At 64.4% G+C, this 17195-nt stretch carries 4 protein-coding genes; all 4 read left to right on the top strand.

From position 1 onward, the window contains the following. Window positions 1-316: 316 nt before the first annotated feature. Complete coding sequence (gene gspE / locus AEQ63_RS08535) at window positions 317-1723, top strand: type II secretion system ATPase GspE (protein WP_064362802.1); 1407 nt, start codon at window positions 317-319, stop codon at window positions 1721-1723. Beyond that, window positions 1723-2934 carry a type II secretion system inner membrane protein GspF gene (gene gspF, locus AEQ63_RS08530; protein ID WP_064362800.1) on the top strand — a complete coding sequence of 404 codons (1212 nt, stop codon included), beginning with the start codon at window positions 1723-1725 and terminating at the stop codon, window positions 2932-2934. Before gspE ends, gspF begins: the two co-directional genes overlap by 1 nt. 438 nt (window positions 2935-3372) lie before the next feature. Beyond that, window positions 3373-4479: a substrate-binding domain-containing protein gene (locus tag AEQ63_RS08525; protein ID WP_064362798.1), complete on the top strand. Its 1107-nt coding sequence runs from the start codon at window positions 3373-3375 to the stop codon at window positions 4477-4479. A gap of 192 nt (window positions 4480-4671) precedes the next feature. Next, entirely contained in the window at window positions 4672-17157 is a 12486-nt protein-coding gene (locus AEQ63_RS08520) for a filamentous haemagglutinin family protein (RefSeq protein WP_064362796.1), read from the top strand. Window positions 17158-17195 lie beyond the last annotated feature (38 nt).

The raw sequence follows: 17195 nt of genomic DNA, 5'->3' as shown, positions 1-17195 counted from the left end.
TTGGGAGTGGTGGGCTCTGCTTCGATCTTAGCAATTCAGTGCTCGGGCCCCTGAGCCGAATGCTGACTGTGGCGAGGGGGCTTGCTCCCACTCGGGGGCGAAGCCGCCGCAAGTCCACTGCGCTCGGTGTATCTGAAAAAACCGGTTTGCCGGGTTTGGGTCTGCTGCGCAGCCCAGCGGGAGCAAGCTCCCTCGCCACAGGGGGGGTGTGGGCATTTGGGAGGGGTGGGCTCTGCTTCGGTCTTAGCAATTCAGTGCTCGGGCTCCCTAGCCACACGGATGAGGTGCAGCCGTGGGTCCTTGGGAGAAGTGTTTCGTGAGTAAATTGCCTTATGCCTGGGCCAAGGCGCAGCGGATTCTGCTGCGTGACGATGTGCTGACGGTGTGCCCGTCGACGCCCGGTTGGTCGATCAGTGAAGTGCGCCGGCAGTTCGGTGCGACGCAGGTCGAGCAGGTGCGCGATGATGAGCTCGACGGTTTGCTCGCCAGCGCTTACGCCGACACCGGCAGTGCGGCGGCGGTGGTCGGCGCGGCCGAGAACGAGGTCGATCTCGATCGGCTGATGCAGGACATGCCGGAAATCACCGACCTGCTCGACACCCAGGACGGCGCGCCGGTAATTCGCATGATCAACGCCTTGCTCACCCAGGCCGCGCGCGACGAGGCCAGCGACATTCATATCGAGCCGTTCGAAACCCATTCGGTGGTGCGCTACCGCGTCGACGGCACCCTGCGTGACGTGGTCTCGCCGCGCAAGGCGTTGCACGGTGCGCTGGTGTCGCGGATCAAGATCATGGCCCAGCTCGACATCGCCGAAAAACGCCTGCCGCAGGACGGGCGGATCGCGTTGCGCGTAGCGGGGCGGCCGATCGATATCCGCGTCTCGACAGTGCCGACCGGCCATGGCGAACGTGTGGTGATGCGCTTGCTCGACAAACAGGCCGGGCGCCTGCAGCTGGAAACCCTCGGCATGGACGCACAGGTGCTGGCCAGACTCGACCACCTGATCCGCCAGCCCCACGGCATCGTGCTGGTGACCGGGCCGACCGGCAGCGGCAAGACCACCAGCCTCTACGCGGCGCTGGCGCGTCTGGATGCGAGCACCAGCAACATCCTCACCGTAGAAGATCCGGTGGAATACGACCTGCCGGGGATCAGCCAGATTCAGGTCAACGCCAAGATCGACATGACCTTTGCCCTCGCGCTGCGGGCGATTCTGCGCCAGGACCCGGACATCATCATGATCGGCGAGATCCGCGACCTCGAAACCGCACAAATCGCCGTGCAGGCCTCGCTCACCGGGCATCTGGTGCTGGCGACGCTGCACACCAACGACGCGGTGTCGGCGGTCAATCGCCTGATCGATATGGGTGTAGAGCCGTTCTTGCTCGCGTCATCGATGCTCGGCGTGCTTGCGCAGCGCCTGGTGCGACGCCTGTGCAATCAGTGCAAACAGGAAGACCCGGCGACGCCCGGCACCTGGCGTCCGGTCGGCTGCGCAGCGTGCAATCACACCGGTTACAGCGGCCGCACCGGCATCCACGAATTGTTCTGCATCGACGATGACATCCGCACGCTGATTCACCAAGGGGCAGGGGAGCAGGCCTTGCGCGCGGCGGCGTCGAAAGCGGGGATGTTCAGCCTGCGCGAGGACGGTGAACGCTGGATTCGCAGCGGTGCCACCGCGCCGGAAGAAATCCTTCGTGTGACACGGGACGCCTGATGAATCGCTATCGTTTTGAAGCGGCGGATGCCACGGGAAAAATCGAGTCCGGGCACCTTGAGGCGGACAGCCAGAGTGCTGCGTTCAGTGCCTTGCGCGGGCGCGGTTTGACGGCATTGTCGGTGCACGAAGAAAGCAACGTTGCCCGACAGGGCGGGGGTGGTTTGTTCAGCGCCAAACTCTCCGACAACGACCTCGCCTGGGCCACGCGGCAACTGGCGAGCCTGCTCGGCGCCAGTCTGCCGCTGGAAGCCGCGCTGAGTGCCACGGTCGAACAGGCCGAGAAGAAACACATAGCCCAGACCCTCAGCGCCGTGCGTGCCGATGTGCGCAGCGGCATGCGTCTGGCTGAATCGCTGGCGTCGCGGCCACGGGATTTCCCCGAGATCTACCGCGCGCTGATTGCCGCCGGCGAAGAGTCCGGCGATCTGGCCCAGGTGATGGAACGCCTGGCCGATTACATCGAGGAACGCAACAACCTGCGCGGCAAGATTCTTACCGCGTTCATCTATCCCGGCGTGGTCGGGCTGGTGTCGATCGGCATTGTGATTTTCCTGCTCAGCTATGTGGTGCCGCAGGTCGTAAGCGCGTTTTCCCAGGCGCGGCAGGATTTGCCGGGGCTGACGCTGGCGATGCTGACCGCCAGTGATTTCATTCGCGCCTGGGGCTGGTTGTGTGCGGCGCTGATGGCCGGGGCGTTCTGGAGCTGGCGGCTGTATTTGCGCAATCCGGCGGCGCGCTTGAGCTGGCATCACCGGGTGCTGAAATTGCCGCTGTTCGGGCGTTTCATTCTCGGCCTGAACACCGCGCGATTCGCCTCGACGCTGGCAATTCTCGGCGGCGCGGGGGTGCCGCTGTTGCGCGCACTGGAAGCGGCGCGGCAGACCCTGTCTAACGACCGCTTGAGCCTGAGCGTCAGCGAGGCCACGGCGAAAGTGCGCGAAGGCGTCAACCTCGCCGCCGCGTTGCGGGTGGAGAATGTTTTCCCGCCGGTGCTGATTCACCTGATCGCCAGCGGCGAGAAAACTGGCACGCTGCCGCCGATGCTCGAGCGCGCGGCGCAGACCCTATCGCGGGATATCGAACGACGGGCGATGGGCATGACCGCGTTGCTCGAGCCGCTGATGATCGTGGTGATGGGCGGGGTGGTGCTGGTGATTGTGATGGCGGTGTTGTTGCCGATTATTGAGATCAACCAACTTGTGCAATAGGCAGAATCGGTTGTGGCTGGACTGGCCCTATCGCGAGCAGGCTCACTCCTACAATTTGGAAAGCGTTCCCCTGTAGGAGCGAGCCTGCTCGCGAAAGCGCCAGTCCCGACACGAAAAAACTCAAATATTTTTCACCAGCCTCAGCACCACCCGAGCGCCAATCCGACCATCCTCGGGTTCTCCATTCTGTCATCTGCAACCACCCGCCAACGGCTCCAGCCCGATTCAGCCAAACCCGCGATCCAGACGCCCTGCGATACCCCGCAAACACCCGAGAAATCCGCACAAAAATCCCCGCGCAGCTCCCGAGGTTTTTTCCTTTATCTGTCACCGGAAGCTGCGAATTTCTCCCTGCGGCTCCACCACGGTGGAACCTCCCGGTGTCATGCAAGCCTTCCGAAACCTGTGTTCCAAACCAAGTTGAAAAGGAGATTCTTCATGTTCAAGCGCACTCTGATCGCCGCCTCACTGACCGTCGCCGCTCTGGCTTCCGCCCAGGCCATGGCCGCCAACGTTACCGGTGGTGGCGCGACGCTGCCTGCCGCGCTGTACAAAGGTTCTGCCAACAGCATCCTGCCAGCCAACTTCAGCTACCTGGGCACCGGTAGCGGCACTGGCAAGAGCGCTTTCCTGACCAACAACTCGGCACTGTTCAACACCACCGGCACCGTGCACTTCGCCGGTAGCGATTCGGTACTGAGCACCGCTGAGCTGACCACTTACACCACCAACTTCGGCACTGCGTACGGCCCGCTGATCCAGCTGCCATCGGTAGCCACTTCGGTTGCCGTGCCATACAAAAAGTCCGGTCAGACCGCTTTGAACCTGACCAGCGCGCAACTGTGCGACGCGTTCTCCGGCACCAAGACCACTTGGGGTCAATTGCTCGGCACCGCTGACACCACGCCGATCCGCATCGTTTACCGCAGCACTTCCAGCGGCACCACGGAAATCTTCAGCCGTCACCTGGCGTCGATCTGCCCAACCAAGTTCGCCACCAACTCGACGTTCACCAATGCGCGCCTGCCAGCCGGTTCTGCATTGCCTTCGAACTGGGTAGGCGTTGCCGATACCGCCAACGTAGCGCCAACCGTAAACCTGGTTGACGGTTCGCTCGGTTATGTCGGTCCGGACGGTGTTGCCGCCGCCAACAACGCGGTGGTCGCTCGCGTCAACGGCGTACAGCCAACTCAGGCCAACGTAACGGCGGCGCTGTCGACCGCCGCTCTGCCGACTGATCCGACCAAACCTGAGCAGTGGGCTCCGGTGGTCGCCAACCCGGCCAGCGGTTACCCGATCTCCGCCTACACCAACCTGATCCTGGGTCAGTGCTACAAGGATGCGACTGTGGCCGCTGACGTCAAAGCGTTCCTGACCACTCACTACAGCGTGCCGGGCAACGCCGCCGCAACCCTCGCGCACGGCTTCAGCATCGTGCCAACTAACTGGAAGAACGCGATTACCGCCAACTTCGTCAGCAACACTTCGGGCAACAAGCTGGACATCAACAACGCCAGCGTGTGCAACGCCATCGGCCGCCCATAAGCCTGCGGTTTCACCCGGCAACACGAATGGCAGCCCGTTTTCGGGCTGCCATTTTTTTTGCCGTGGGGCGCCGTTACTCCTCATTCATGAAGTTTGTGTGACATCTGTTCGGTCGTGGCCGGCGACAACCGCCTACGTCCTGACAGCAGGTTGTTGCCGATCTGCGGCTTATCAGAAAAGGATCTTGTCGTGATGCTTGCTCGCCCGTCCCGTCGTCGTAACAACGCCCCCTCGTCCCAACGAGAAACCGCTGACCCGGCGCTGTGGCTGCTCAAGCCGCTGGCGCAGGCTGTGGCGTTGTGTCTGGTGGCTGGCAGCGCGCACGCACAAACGGCATTCAGCTCGGGCTGGTTTGCCGCCAAGGGTGCCGCCCAGCAAAGCGCAGCGGCGCGACCGAATGCGGGCGGGTTGCCGGGCATGGCGCCGCCGCTGGCACAGCAGCAGAAAGCCACTCAGCAGTTGCAACGCTCGATTCAGACGTTGAACAACACGGTGGCCGCGATCGCCGCACAACAGGCTGCGCAGGCGGCCGGTCGGGCGACTGCGTTGGGTTCGGTGCAGTTCGTCCCGGACGGTCTCGGCGACGGCGGTCTGAAGGTCGACAACAGCCTGACGCAGGGTTGGCAGAACGCCAAAGGCCCGCAGCAGACCCAGGCTGATGGCAAGACCCAAGTGCGTATCGAGCAGACGGCGGACAAGGCGATTCTCAATTGGGAAACCTTCAACGTCGGCCGTAACACCACCGTCGAATTTGCCCAGCAGGCGAATTGGGCGGTTCTGAACCGGGTCAACGATCCGACGGCGCGGGCGAGTCAGATTCAGGGCCAGATCAAGGGCGACGGCACGGTGATGCTGATCAACCGCAACGGCATCGTTTTCAGCGGCAGCAGCCAGGTCAACGTACGCAATCTGGTCGCCGCCGCTGCCAATATCACCGACATTCAATTTAGCGAGCGTGGGCTGTATGTCGACAGCAGCGCCAGTCAACCGACCTTCACCGACGCCGCTGGCAAGGTACTGGTGGAGCGCGGCGCCACGATTGCAACCCACAAGCCCGGCAAGTCCACCGATGCCGGCGGCTATGCCTTGCTGCTCGGCAACGAAGTGCAGAACGACGGCAGCATCAGCACCGCCAAAGGCCAGACCGTGCTTGGCGCGGGCGATCGTTTTTATATCCGCAAAGGCTCGGGTACCGAGGGCAACGGTTTTTCCACGACGTTCGGTAACGAGGTGGTTCCCGGCTTCAACGCCGATTCCGCCGCCGGCAAAGTCAGTAACCAGGGCTTGATTCAGGCAGCAACCGGCGACATCACCCTGACCGGGCATGACGTGCAGCAAAACGGCGTGGCGCTGGCCAGCACTTCGGTGGCCACGCGCGGCACCGTGCATTGGCTCAACCCGGCAAGTGACAGCACCGGCAGTGTCACGCTGGGGCAGGGCAGTGCCACGGCCATTCTGCTCGACAGCAGCGACCTGACGGCGCTCGACAGCCAGCATCAGGCGGCGCTGACCGGGGTCAACGCCAACAACAGAATCCGCAGCGATCAGTCGCGCATCGACATTCAGAGTGGCGGCAGCGTCGAGTTCCAGCAGGGTTCGATCACCCTCGCGACCGGTGGTCAGGTCGCGGTGACGGCGGGGCGTCGCAGCGTGGTGCGCGACGGCGCGATGATCGATGTGTCGGGGGCCATTGGCGTGAAAGTCGCGATGGAAAACAACAGCATCAAGATCAACGTGCAAGGCAACGAGCAGCGTGATGCGTCGGTCAATCGGGAAAAAGGTGCGCTCAACAGCAACGATATCTGGGTCGACGTGCGTGAACTGGTGCATGTGCCGGCCGGCACCAATGGTTATGCCACGGATCGCTGGTACACGGCGGGCGGATTGCTCGAAGTGGGCGGCTACCTTGGCACCCAGGGTCATGGCATCGGCGAGTGGATGGCGCAGGGCGGTACGCTGAGCTTCGCTGGCAATGATGTGGTCACCGAGAAAGGTTCGCTGATCAATCTGTCGGGCGGCACGCTCGATGTGCAAAGCGGCGAGATTCGCCAGAGCTGGCTGCGCGGCGCGGATGGCAAGTTGTACGAGGTGTCCGGCGCACCGGGAGACCTGCTCTACACCGGGTTGTACAAAGGCTACGAGGACAGCAGCGCACGCTGGGGCCAAAGCCACTATTACTACAGCCCGTTGATTGCGCCGGGCAGTCGTCGGGAATCCGGCTACACCGTGGGCCGCGATGCCGGTCAGTTGGTGATTGCCACCGGTAATGCCGTGCTTGAGGGGCAGATGCTCGGTGAGGTCTATCAGGGCGAGCGCCAGACCCAGGCACCGCGTGCGGTCATCGATGGCTACGCGCAGAGCCAGACCGCGCTGGCCCGGCGTGGGCAATTGATCGTCGGCAGTTATGACCCGGCGTATATCGCGTCGGCCGGGGGCTTGTTGTACAGCCTCAACCCGTTGCTCGATCAGGTGCAGCTCGGCGGCGAGCGCCCGGTCGATGCCGGTGATACCGGACTTGCCGGGGCGGTTGCCGAGGCGCGCCAGGGCAGGTTGTATCTCGACACCGCGCAGCTCGACAGCTGGCGTCCGGGGGCAGTGAAAATTGCTGCGAGAGACCGCATCGAGGTCAACGATGCACTCAGCGTGGATGCCGGTGGCGACATCACCCTGTACGCGCCGGATGTGCAGGTCAACGCCGACCTGACCGCGCGCGGCGGCAGCCTGCAACTGGGCAACGTGCTCAATCAACTGTTGTCGACCACCCGCACCGACACGCTGATCACCGCGCAAGCGGGCAAGCCGACGCGAGTTTCGCTCGGCGACGGCGTGCGCCTCGACACCCGCGGGCTGTGGAGCAACCTGCGCACCAACCCGGATGACAGCGCCAGCCTGGCCTATGTGAACGCTGGCCGCGTCGCGATTCGCAGCAGTGGTGATATCGAGATCGGCAGCGGCAGCCTGCTCGACGCGTCTTCCGGCGGTGCGGTGTTGGTCAACGGCAAGACACGCGGCGGCAAGGGCGGGGATGTGACGCTGGAGTCCAACGCCATTACCGCGCCGGGCGCCACGCATCTGCGTCTCGACGGCGACATTCGTGGTTATGGCGTGACGGGCGGTGGCACCTTGACGATTCAGGCCGGCAAAGTGCTGATCGGCCAGACCGACCAGGCGCTGGCCGATGACACGCTGCAATTGAATTCGAATCTGTTCAATAAAGGTTTCGCCGCTTACAGCGTCATCGGCCTGAAGGGGCTGGACCTTGCCGACGGTGCGGCGATCGATGTAACGATGCCGGTGTACCGCTTTGCCCAGGCGGCTGCCAGCCAGGCCAGCGGTGCCGATCCGCGCTCGGCACTGCAATTGTGGACCCCGGACTTGTACCAGCAGGATCCGCTCGAGGGCGTGCTGACCCAGCGCGCGGGCGCCAGTCTTGCCTTGCAGGCCGGCGCCAGCCGGATCGGGTTGATCGACCCGACTACCAGCACCCTGACGCTGGGCCAGCGCTCGCGGATCACTGTCGACCCCGGCCAGCGCATCGACCTGCGCGGCGGCGGGCAAATCACCGTCAACGGCGAACTGAATGCCTGGGGCGGTTCCATCGACATTCGCCAGCAGCAGTTTGCCGCGATCAACCCGGCAACCTTCGGCGACAACCTTGGCCCGCAGGCTCATGATCGCTCGATCTGGATCGGTGAACAGGCAGTGCTCGATGTTGCCGGTCGATCGGCTACGGCCAGCGATGTGCTGGGGCGTACCTACGGCAAGGTCGACAAGGGCGGCAGCATCGTCATTGGCGGCGAGATCAATGCGCAACAGGCCACGGCGACGGCGGCGGATGCCTACATCATCGTGCGCGAGGGCGCGCGGCTGGAGGCGAGCGGCACCGAGGCTGTGATCGATGTCGTGGGGCAAGGTCAGACCCGAGTCGCCAGCGACGGTGGCCGGATCAGTCTGAGTTCCTACAACGGTCTGTACATCGATGGGCAGCTTCAGGCTGCGGCGGGTGGTGCAACGGCTGCAGGCGGGCAGTTGGAGATTGCGCTGGATACGCCGCTGTACCTGCTGTCGGCAGCGCAGAACACGGTGCGCCGTCCGCGTGAAATCGTCATCGGTCAGCAAGCGCAGGCCGCGTTGTTGCCGAATGATTTGCAGCCAGGCGCTGCCGATGACGGCTTGCACTATGGCCAGGCACGTCTGAGCGCCGACCGCTTGATGTCCGGCGGTTTCGACAATCTGAGTCTGTTCAGCAACGGCCTGTTGTCATTCGATGGCGATGTCGATCTACACATGAAGCAGAGCCTGAATGTGTATGCCGGCGCGTTGTCGCTGGCAGAGAATTCGCCGGACGCCTCGCGTATCAATCTGACGGCGCCGTACATTCGCCTCTCCGGCATCGGCACGTATTTTTCCATCCCCGGTTCGATTCGTCCGCAAGTGCTCAACAGCCCGACCCCGGCGTTGTCGTCCGCGCAATTCACAGCGTCGGCGGATTTGCTCGATGTGGCCAACAGCCTGTCTTTCGGCGCCAAGGGCTCGATCGCGCAATTGAATGCGCCGGCCAGCGAGGTCAGCCGACGCGGCTTCGAACAGGTGGCGCTGGACAGCCGTGGCGACCTGCGTTTCCTCGCGCCGGCCGACAAAAGCAAAACGCAGTTGTGGACGGCGGGCGACTTGAATCTCACGGCAGCGCAGATCTATCCCGCCAGCGGCGTTACCGCCGAAGTGCGCGTCGGCTATCAGGACGGCACTGACGACCCGGTGCACACCCTGCGCGTCGCTCAGAACGGGCCGGCACCGGTCGCGCTGCCTTACTCGGTGTTTGGCAGCCTGTCGCTGATCGCCGGCCACATAGAGCAGGGCGGCACGCTACGCGCACCACTTGGCGCGATCAGCCTGGGCGATGATATTTTCACCAAGACCCGCGAGCTGAACCTGCTGCCGGGCAGTGTCACATCGGTCAGCGGCGCCGGTCTGCTCATGCCTTATGGCGGCACCACCGATGGCATCGACTATCGCTATGACGGCGCGTCGGTGGTGTTGCAGGGCATCGCCGGTGGGCCCGCAGGCGTCACGCTGAAATCGCAATATGTCGATGTGCAGAGCGGCGCGGTTATCGATCTGTCCGGTGGTGGTGATCTGCGCGGCGCCGGGTTTGTCTCGGGACGCGGCGGTTCCACCGATGCCCGTTTCAACCCACTGGTGCGCAATGCCGCCGACGGCACTTTCAGTCTGCCGGGGCTGGCCAGCAACCCGGTCTATGCGATCGTGCCGGGCAACCAGAGCGCCTACGCGCCGATGCTGGGTGAGGCTGGTGCGGTCGATCCGCGTATTGGCCAGCAGGTGACGATTGGCGTCGGCGTGCCGGGCCTGGCGGCTGGTACTTACACGCTGCTGCCCTCGACCTTTGCCTTGTTGCCCGGCGCGTTTCGGGTCGAGGTCAATGGTCAGGTTGCGCAAAGTCTCACGGGCGCCGCGCAGCAAATGCGCAACGGCTCATGGAGCAGTGCCGGGCAGATGTCGATTGCCAACACCGGCGTGCGCGACAGTATCGCCAGCCAGCTCATCATCACTTCGGCCGACGTACTGCGCCGTTATTCGCAGTACAACGAAACCAGCTTCACCGACTTCGTGCGCAGTGACGCCGCGCGGCGTGGCGTGCCGCGAGCGCTGGCGCCGATGGACGGCAAAACCCTCAACCTGCTATTGCTTCAGGGCGGCGAGCGCGACAGTGCCGTGGATTTCAATGGCCAGGTCCTGTTCAAGCCGACCGCAGGCGGGATGACCGGTGGCGCGGTGGTTCGCGGCGGCGCCGACGAGATTGAAGTGCTCGGTGCCGGACACCAGCGCAGCGCCGGTTTCAGCGGCGTGTCGTTGTATGCCGAGACCCTGAACAGACTCAATGCCGGGCGCTTGACCCTCGGTGCACAGCCAACCGTGCAGTACGCCACGGCTGGCAATATCATCTCGTTCGAGGGCGCGATGTCGGCGATCACCTTGCGCGAAGGGGCGATTCTGTCGGCCCCCGAGGTGGTCTTGCGGACCAACACAGCGCGCGGTGGCATCACGGTGGAAGCCGGCGCCGGGATCAACACGCTCGGCCGTGGTGAGGTGTCGTACGACTCTTCGGCCGGCTATATCTATCAGCCGGGCGCGGCGAGCCTGTTGCTCGCGTCCAACGGCTGGACCAATGTCCTTGCGCCGGAAGTGAACGACAGCACGGCGGCCGGGACCATTCGCATCGGCACTTGCCTGGCGCAGGTGTGCAAGGCGCCGGCGCTGCTGTATTCGGCCGGTAGTATCACCGCCGCCACTGACAAACAGTTCGAACTCGGCGAGTCGGTACGCTTCGGCACCCGCCACCTGACCCTGGCCGTGGGCAATGTGAATGCCGGCAGTGCCCAGGCGCTGGCCGCAGCGGGCGAGCGCGTGCCGGCGGGGCTGACCCTCAGTCAGAACGTGCTCGACCGGCTGCTGCAGGGCGACACGCAGTACGGCGCTCCCGCACTGGAAACCCTGAGCCTGACCGCCCGCGACGCTTTCAATTTCTTCGGCAGTCTGTCCCTCGATACGCTGGACCGGCAGACCGGCCAGAGCCGATTGCAGAATCTGATTCTGACCACGCCGGCCATTTACGGTCAGGGCGAGGCTACTGACGTGGCCACCCTCCGTACTGCCCGGCTCACCTGGAACGGCGCCCCGCAGCGTCCCGGCAGTGTCGTCAGCCTGGGGGCTGGCACCGGGGCAGGCACACTGGACATTCAGGCGCAGCGCATCGAATTCGGTTACGGCCCGAACCCGCAAGCCAGCGGCCTTGATCAGAACGATCGCCTTGCGCTGGGGTTTGCCAACGTCAACCTGAGCGCCAGCGAGCGCATCACCGCCAACCATAAGGGCAGCCTCGCGGTGTATCAGCAACAGGGCGCGTACGACCCGGTCAACGGCTACGCCTACAGCGGCGGCAATCTGACCCTGCGCACGCCTTTGCTCACGGGCGAAGCGGCTTCGGTCAACGCTTTCAAGGCCGGCAACGATCTGCTCCTGACCGGTAGCGGCGGCCAGGCATCGGCCGATGCGCTGGGCGCCGAGCTGACGCTCGCGGCGCGCAATGTCGTGATCGATGGGCGCATCGCTTTGGCCAGCGGCAAATTGACAGTCAAGGCAGAGGACGACCTGACGCTGACCAGCAACGCAGGGCTGGATCTGGCCGGTCGCACGTTGGTCTTCAACGATGTCAACAAATACAGCTGGGGCGGTGATGTGGCGTTGTTCAGCCACAACGGCAATATCCGCCAGGCCGCTGGCTCGCGAATCGATCTGTCGGCGCAGAACCATCAGGCGGGCAGCCTCAGCGCAGTGGCGCTGGCGGCCGACGCCGGGGTAGTCGACCTGCAAGGCGAGATCCTTGGCGCCAGCGGCGGTTATTACGACGCCGGCGGCACGCTGGTGCCGTACAAGGCCGGCGGCGTGGATATCCGGGCGCAAAACCTGGGCGGCGAGCTGAGCGAGCAATTCGCCGCGCTCAACCAGCGCTTGAATGCCGGCAAAGTGTTCGGCAGCCGTAGCTTCCAGCTCAAGCAAGGTGATCTGCTGATTGGCGATGGACTCAGGGCCGGTGAGGTCAATGTCTCAGTGGACAATGGCAGCCTCACCGTGGCCGGCGTGATTGACGCCAGTGGCGAGCGGGTCGGCAACATTCGTCTGTCGGCGAAAAACGGTCTGACAGTCGCCGGCAATGCGCTGCTCGATGCTCACGGCCGGGTGCTGCGGGTCGACAGCTACGGCAAGATCATCGACGCACCGAACCGCGCCATGGTCGAACTCAACGCCGGGGAAGGCATGCTGACTCTCGCCTCCGGTGCCCGTATCGATCTGCGCCACGGCACCGATGCGCCGGTCGGCAATCTGCGAGGACAGAACGATGGTCTGCCGCGCGGCACGCTTGAACTCAATGCGCCGCGTCTGGGCAGCAACGACATCGCCATCGACGCCAGCGGTACGCTGACCGTGCAAGGCGCACGCTCCATCGGTCTCAACGGTGTGCGCCGCTACAGCGATGCCCGCGACGGCGTTGATCCGGCCGCCAGTGGCCGGCCATATCAAGTGATCGATCAGGCGCTGTTCGATCGCATCGATGTCGACAGCACCTACTTCATTGATGCCGCGCTGGCCAACTCGGATCTGCTGCAACGCAAACTCGCCGGCCTGAACAATTCCACCTATGCCGATGCGTTCCATCTGCGTCCGGGGGTCGAGATCGTCAGCAACCGCAGCGATGGCGACCTGCTGGTTGAGGGTGATATCGACCTGTCACGTTATCGCTATGCGAGCCTCAATCCGCACACGCAGAAGACCGCGGCTTACGGCTCCGGCGAATCCGGCCGCCTGGTCATGCGCGCCGGTGGCAATCTCGAGATCCCCGGCAGTCTCAACGACGGTTTCGCGCCGCCGCCGGAAACGGTCGATGACGCCGGCTGGAAACTGCTGCCGGGGGTACAGCCGTTTGGCGGCGACCTGATCGTGCCCGGCAGCGGCGTGACTCTGGCCGAAGGTACGCAATTTCCCTCGGGCACGACACTGAACTACGACCTGCCGATTCAGGCCAGCACGTTAGCCAGCGGCACAGTGCTGCCCACTGACGGGACGCTGGCCGAGGCTTACACAATCAGCGCCGGAACCGTGCTGGCGGGTGCGATCCACGATGCGTTGGGCAATTTGTTGTACGCCGCCGGCACCTTGCTGCGCGACAGCGTCAGTCTGCCTGCCGGCAGCCGCCTGGGCGCCGGCACTCGCTTGAGCAACGCCACGGCGCTGCAAGCGATGCTCTGGCCCAAAGGTGTGCCACTGCCCGGCGCGCTGGGTGCCGACAACACCACCGTCGGCGTCAAGTTGAGCGGCGCCCTGGCGCTGTTGCGCGGGTCGCTGATTCCGTCGATGACCGACGTGGTCCTGGCCGACGGCACTGCGTTTATCGAGCTGCGTGGTTACAGTAACGCCACCCAGCAGGGCAGCAACTGGGCGGTGGCGAGCCTGTTGCCATCGGGCAGTGCCTCGTGGTCGATGCGCGTGGTGGCCGGCGCCGATCTGGCGGCGGCCGATACCCGCGCGGTGAAACCGTTGACCAGCGACGGTGATCTGCGTCTGGCCGACACCCATTACGGTTTGAAAGTGGTCGAGAAACAACTCGATACTGTCTGGGCTGAGGGCAACCCTATGGGTTACCCGGCGGGCGATGTGGCCAGCGCCGACGACCTGTACCTGTGCGATATCCTGCCGGGCGCCTGCATCGCACCGGCCAAGTTCCTCTGGGCCCCGGACAACATCGCCGGCATGCCGGCCGGGACGCCCGTCCCCGATGACGAGATGTTCTGGTGCGACGCCGACCCTGCGTCCTGCACCCCCAACAAGGGCGGCCTCACGGTTTCTCCGCCCACGCAGATGTTCAGCGTGCTGCGCACCGGCACTGGCGATCTCGACCTGCTGGCGGCCGGCAATCTGAGCATGGACTCGCCGTTCGGTGTGTACACCGCCGGCACCCAGGCCAGCGATGTCGATCCGCGTTTCAATCAGCCGCGCGGCCGCCTGACCGACAACGGCAGCGTATTGGGCAGCGGCGGCGCCGACTATGAAAAGTGGGTGGATGGCGGTGCCGACAGTCTCTACCAGGCCTGGTATCCGACGCTTGGCGGCAATCTCACTGTCCATGCCGGCGGGTCGCTTTCCGGCGATACGGTTGGCCGTCGCGCCGTCAACTCGCAAGCCGACCTTCGCGAACAGGTCGCCAGTGTCTCGGTGGGCAACTGGCTGTGGCGCCAGGGCAGTGGCAACGCTGACGTGCCCACTGCGTGGTGGATCAATTTCGGCAGCTATGCGACCCAACCGCTGCCGGATCAAAGTGTCGACACCGGGCCTTATCTGGTGGGCTTCACCGGATTTGGCACGCTGGGTGGCGGCAATATCAGCCTGCGCGCCGGTGGCGATGCCGGCATGCTCAAGACGCTCGGCGACACGCAGTTCAATCCGCGCAGTCAGGGCTTGATCGTGGCGGTGGGCAGTACCGGGCGAGTCGCCAGCGACGGCAGCCTGCAACTGACCGGCGGCGGCGACATGGACATTCGCATCGGCGGTACGCTCAACCCATCGTTGCAGGCTCGGGCAGGGCAGAACGGCATTTCGGTACCGCGCCATGACCTGCAAGGCGCATTGATCAATCTGCGCGGTGCGGCCGAGATGAACAGTGCCGCGCTGGGCGGCATCAACTTGCAGTACGGCGCGTCAGCCGCCCTGCAGGACCCGCGCGAAGTACGTGCCTACGATCCGTTCACGGCAACGGTTGGCAATGCCGGCGGAGGCCTGGCGCTGATCCCTGGCGACTCGGGGATGCGTTTGAGCACACGCGGCGATCTGGTGCTGGGCGGCGCGGCGGATCCAGGTCGGGTGCGCTTGCAGAACTCCGCGCCGTTCACCGATCGTGACGGCGTCGAGCATGCCGGCGGCGGCTTGAGCAGTTTTTCGCTGTGGACCGATCACACCGCCATCGAGCTGTTTTCCGCTGGCGGCAATCTCGCGCCGAGCACCCAGATGGCCGAGTTCTACAACGGCCAATTGGTCACCGGCAGCAACACGGCGCCGACGGATGGCCGCTTTGTCTATCCGTCGATCCTGCGCGCAGTCGCGGCACAGGGTTCGATCTATGCCGGCCCGTCCGCCGCCTACAATCAGGCGAGCGCCTATCCATTGCTCGCATATTCGCTGCTGTTGGCGCCGTCCAACCGAGGGCAGTTGGAGCTGCTGGCCGGTGACTCGATCTATGCCGGCGGTTATGCCATCAATCAGTCCGGGGCGAAGTTGTCGGCCATTGCTACACCGTTTGCTCCAGCCTTCAACGGTTTTGCCAGCAGTACCTCCGGCAGGCCACTTGTGAGCAACTACAGCAGCGATGGCACGCAGGCCAATAAAAATCTGCGTTACTCGCTGTTTGCCTTCGGTGCAGACACGTATTCCTCCTCCAGCGCAGTGCAGGCGCCGGCGCGTTTCTATGCGTTGAGTGGTGATCTGGTCGGTGTTCGCAGTGGCGAGACGCTGAGCTTTTCACCGTCGAACCAGACCTGGTACGAAGCCGCCGGCCCGGTGTGGATGCTGGCAGGGCGCGACATTGTCGCCTCCGGCACTTTCCTCGGCCAGCCATCGACCGTGGCCGATGACATTGGCAGCGGCGCCAATGCGGCGACGTCTACCGGTAATCTGTTCATCCATAACGATCCCCGGGATGTGTCACGGGTCTCAGCGGGGCGCGACATTCTTTACAGCAGCTTTGACATCGCCGGTCCCGGCCTGCTGGACATCAATGCCGGGCGCAACATTCTCATGGAGGACCGCGCCAGTGTGACTAGCCTCGGGCCGATTGCCGCAGGCGATAACCGACCGGGCGCCAGTGTTGTGCTGCAAGCAGGCGCGGGCGTGCAGGGGCCGGAGTATTCACGCTTCATCGCGCGGTACCTGAACCCGCAAAACGTCGCGGACTCCGCTGTGGCCCTCAGCGCGCAACCGGGCAAAGTGGTCAAGACCTACGTCGAAGAACTGCAGAGCTGGCTGAGCCTGGGTTATGGCTTCAAGGGTAGCGACGAACAGGCGCAAGCCTTCTACGCCACACTGCCGAGTACCGAGCAGGCGATCTTCGCCCGCCAGGTGTACTTCGCCGAACTGCGCGCCGGCGGCCTGGAATACACCGATGCCGATGGCCCGCGCACCGGCAGTTACCTGCGCGGTCGCAACGCCATTGCGGCGCTGTTCCCGACCACCGATGTGGCCGGCAATCCGATTCGCTACGACGGCGATATCACCCTGTACGGCGGCGCCGGGGTCAAGACGCTGTTTGGCGGCGACATTCAGATGCTCACGCCGGGCGGTGGCCAGGTGTTTGGCATCGAAGGCGCGGCGCCGCCGTCGACAGCGGGGATCATCACCCAGGGCTCGGGCGACATTCAGTTGTACTCGCAGGGCAGCATTCTGCTCGGTCAGAGCCGGATCATGACCACCTTCGGCGGCTCGATTCTCGGCTGGTCCGCCGAGGGCGACATCAACGCCGGTCGCGGCTCGAAAACCACCGTGGTCTACACACCGCCAAAACGTGTGTACGACACTTGGGGCAACGTCACGCTGTCGCCGTCGGTGCCGAGCACTGGCGCCGGTATCGCCACGCTCAACCCGATCGCCGAGGTGGCACCGGGCAACATCGACCTGATCGCGCCACTGGGTACCATCGATGCCGGCGAGGCGGGGATTCGCGTCTCCGGCAACGTCAACATCGCCGCGCTGACGGTGGTCAACGCCGCGAACATTTCCGTGCAAGGCAAGGCGACCGGCGTGTCAGTGGTGTCGGCGGTCAACACCGGCGCAATCACCTCGGCCAGTTCGGCAGCTACCTCGGCGACCCAAGCTGCGGAAGACGTCGCCCGTCAGCAACAGGCGGCGGCGCGGCAGAACCAGGCCTCGGTGTTCACTGTGCAGGTGCTCAGCTTCGGCAATGAGCAACTGGCACCAACGCGCGATGGTGCCAGCCGAGCGCCGACGACGGGCTACAACCCGGACAGCCCGGTGCAGGTACTCGGCGCCGGGGCGCTGGATGAACAGGCGAAGCAGCAGCTGACCGAGGAGGAGCGTGGTCAGCTGACGTTGTAAAAGGACTCTCGTGTAGTACGTTTGGGCGGCCGGTTGGC

It is taken from the genome of Pseudomonas sp. RIT-PI-o (assembly GCF_001297215.1).
GTDB lineage: Bacteria > Pseudomonadota > Gammaproteobacteria > Pseudomonadales > Pseudomonadaceae > Aquipseudomonas > Aquipseudomonas moraviensis_A.
Note: the sequence above shows the minus strand (reverse complement) of the source record. Positions and strands in the feature narration are given on the sequence as shown.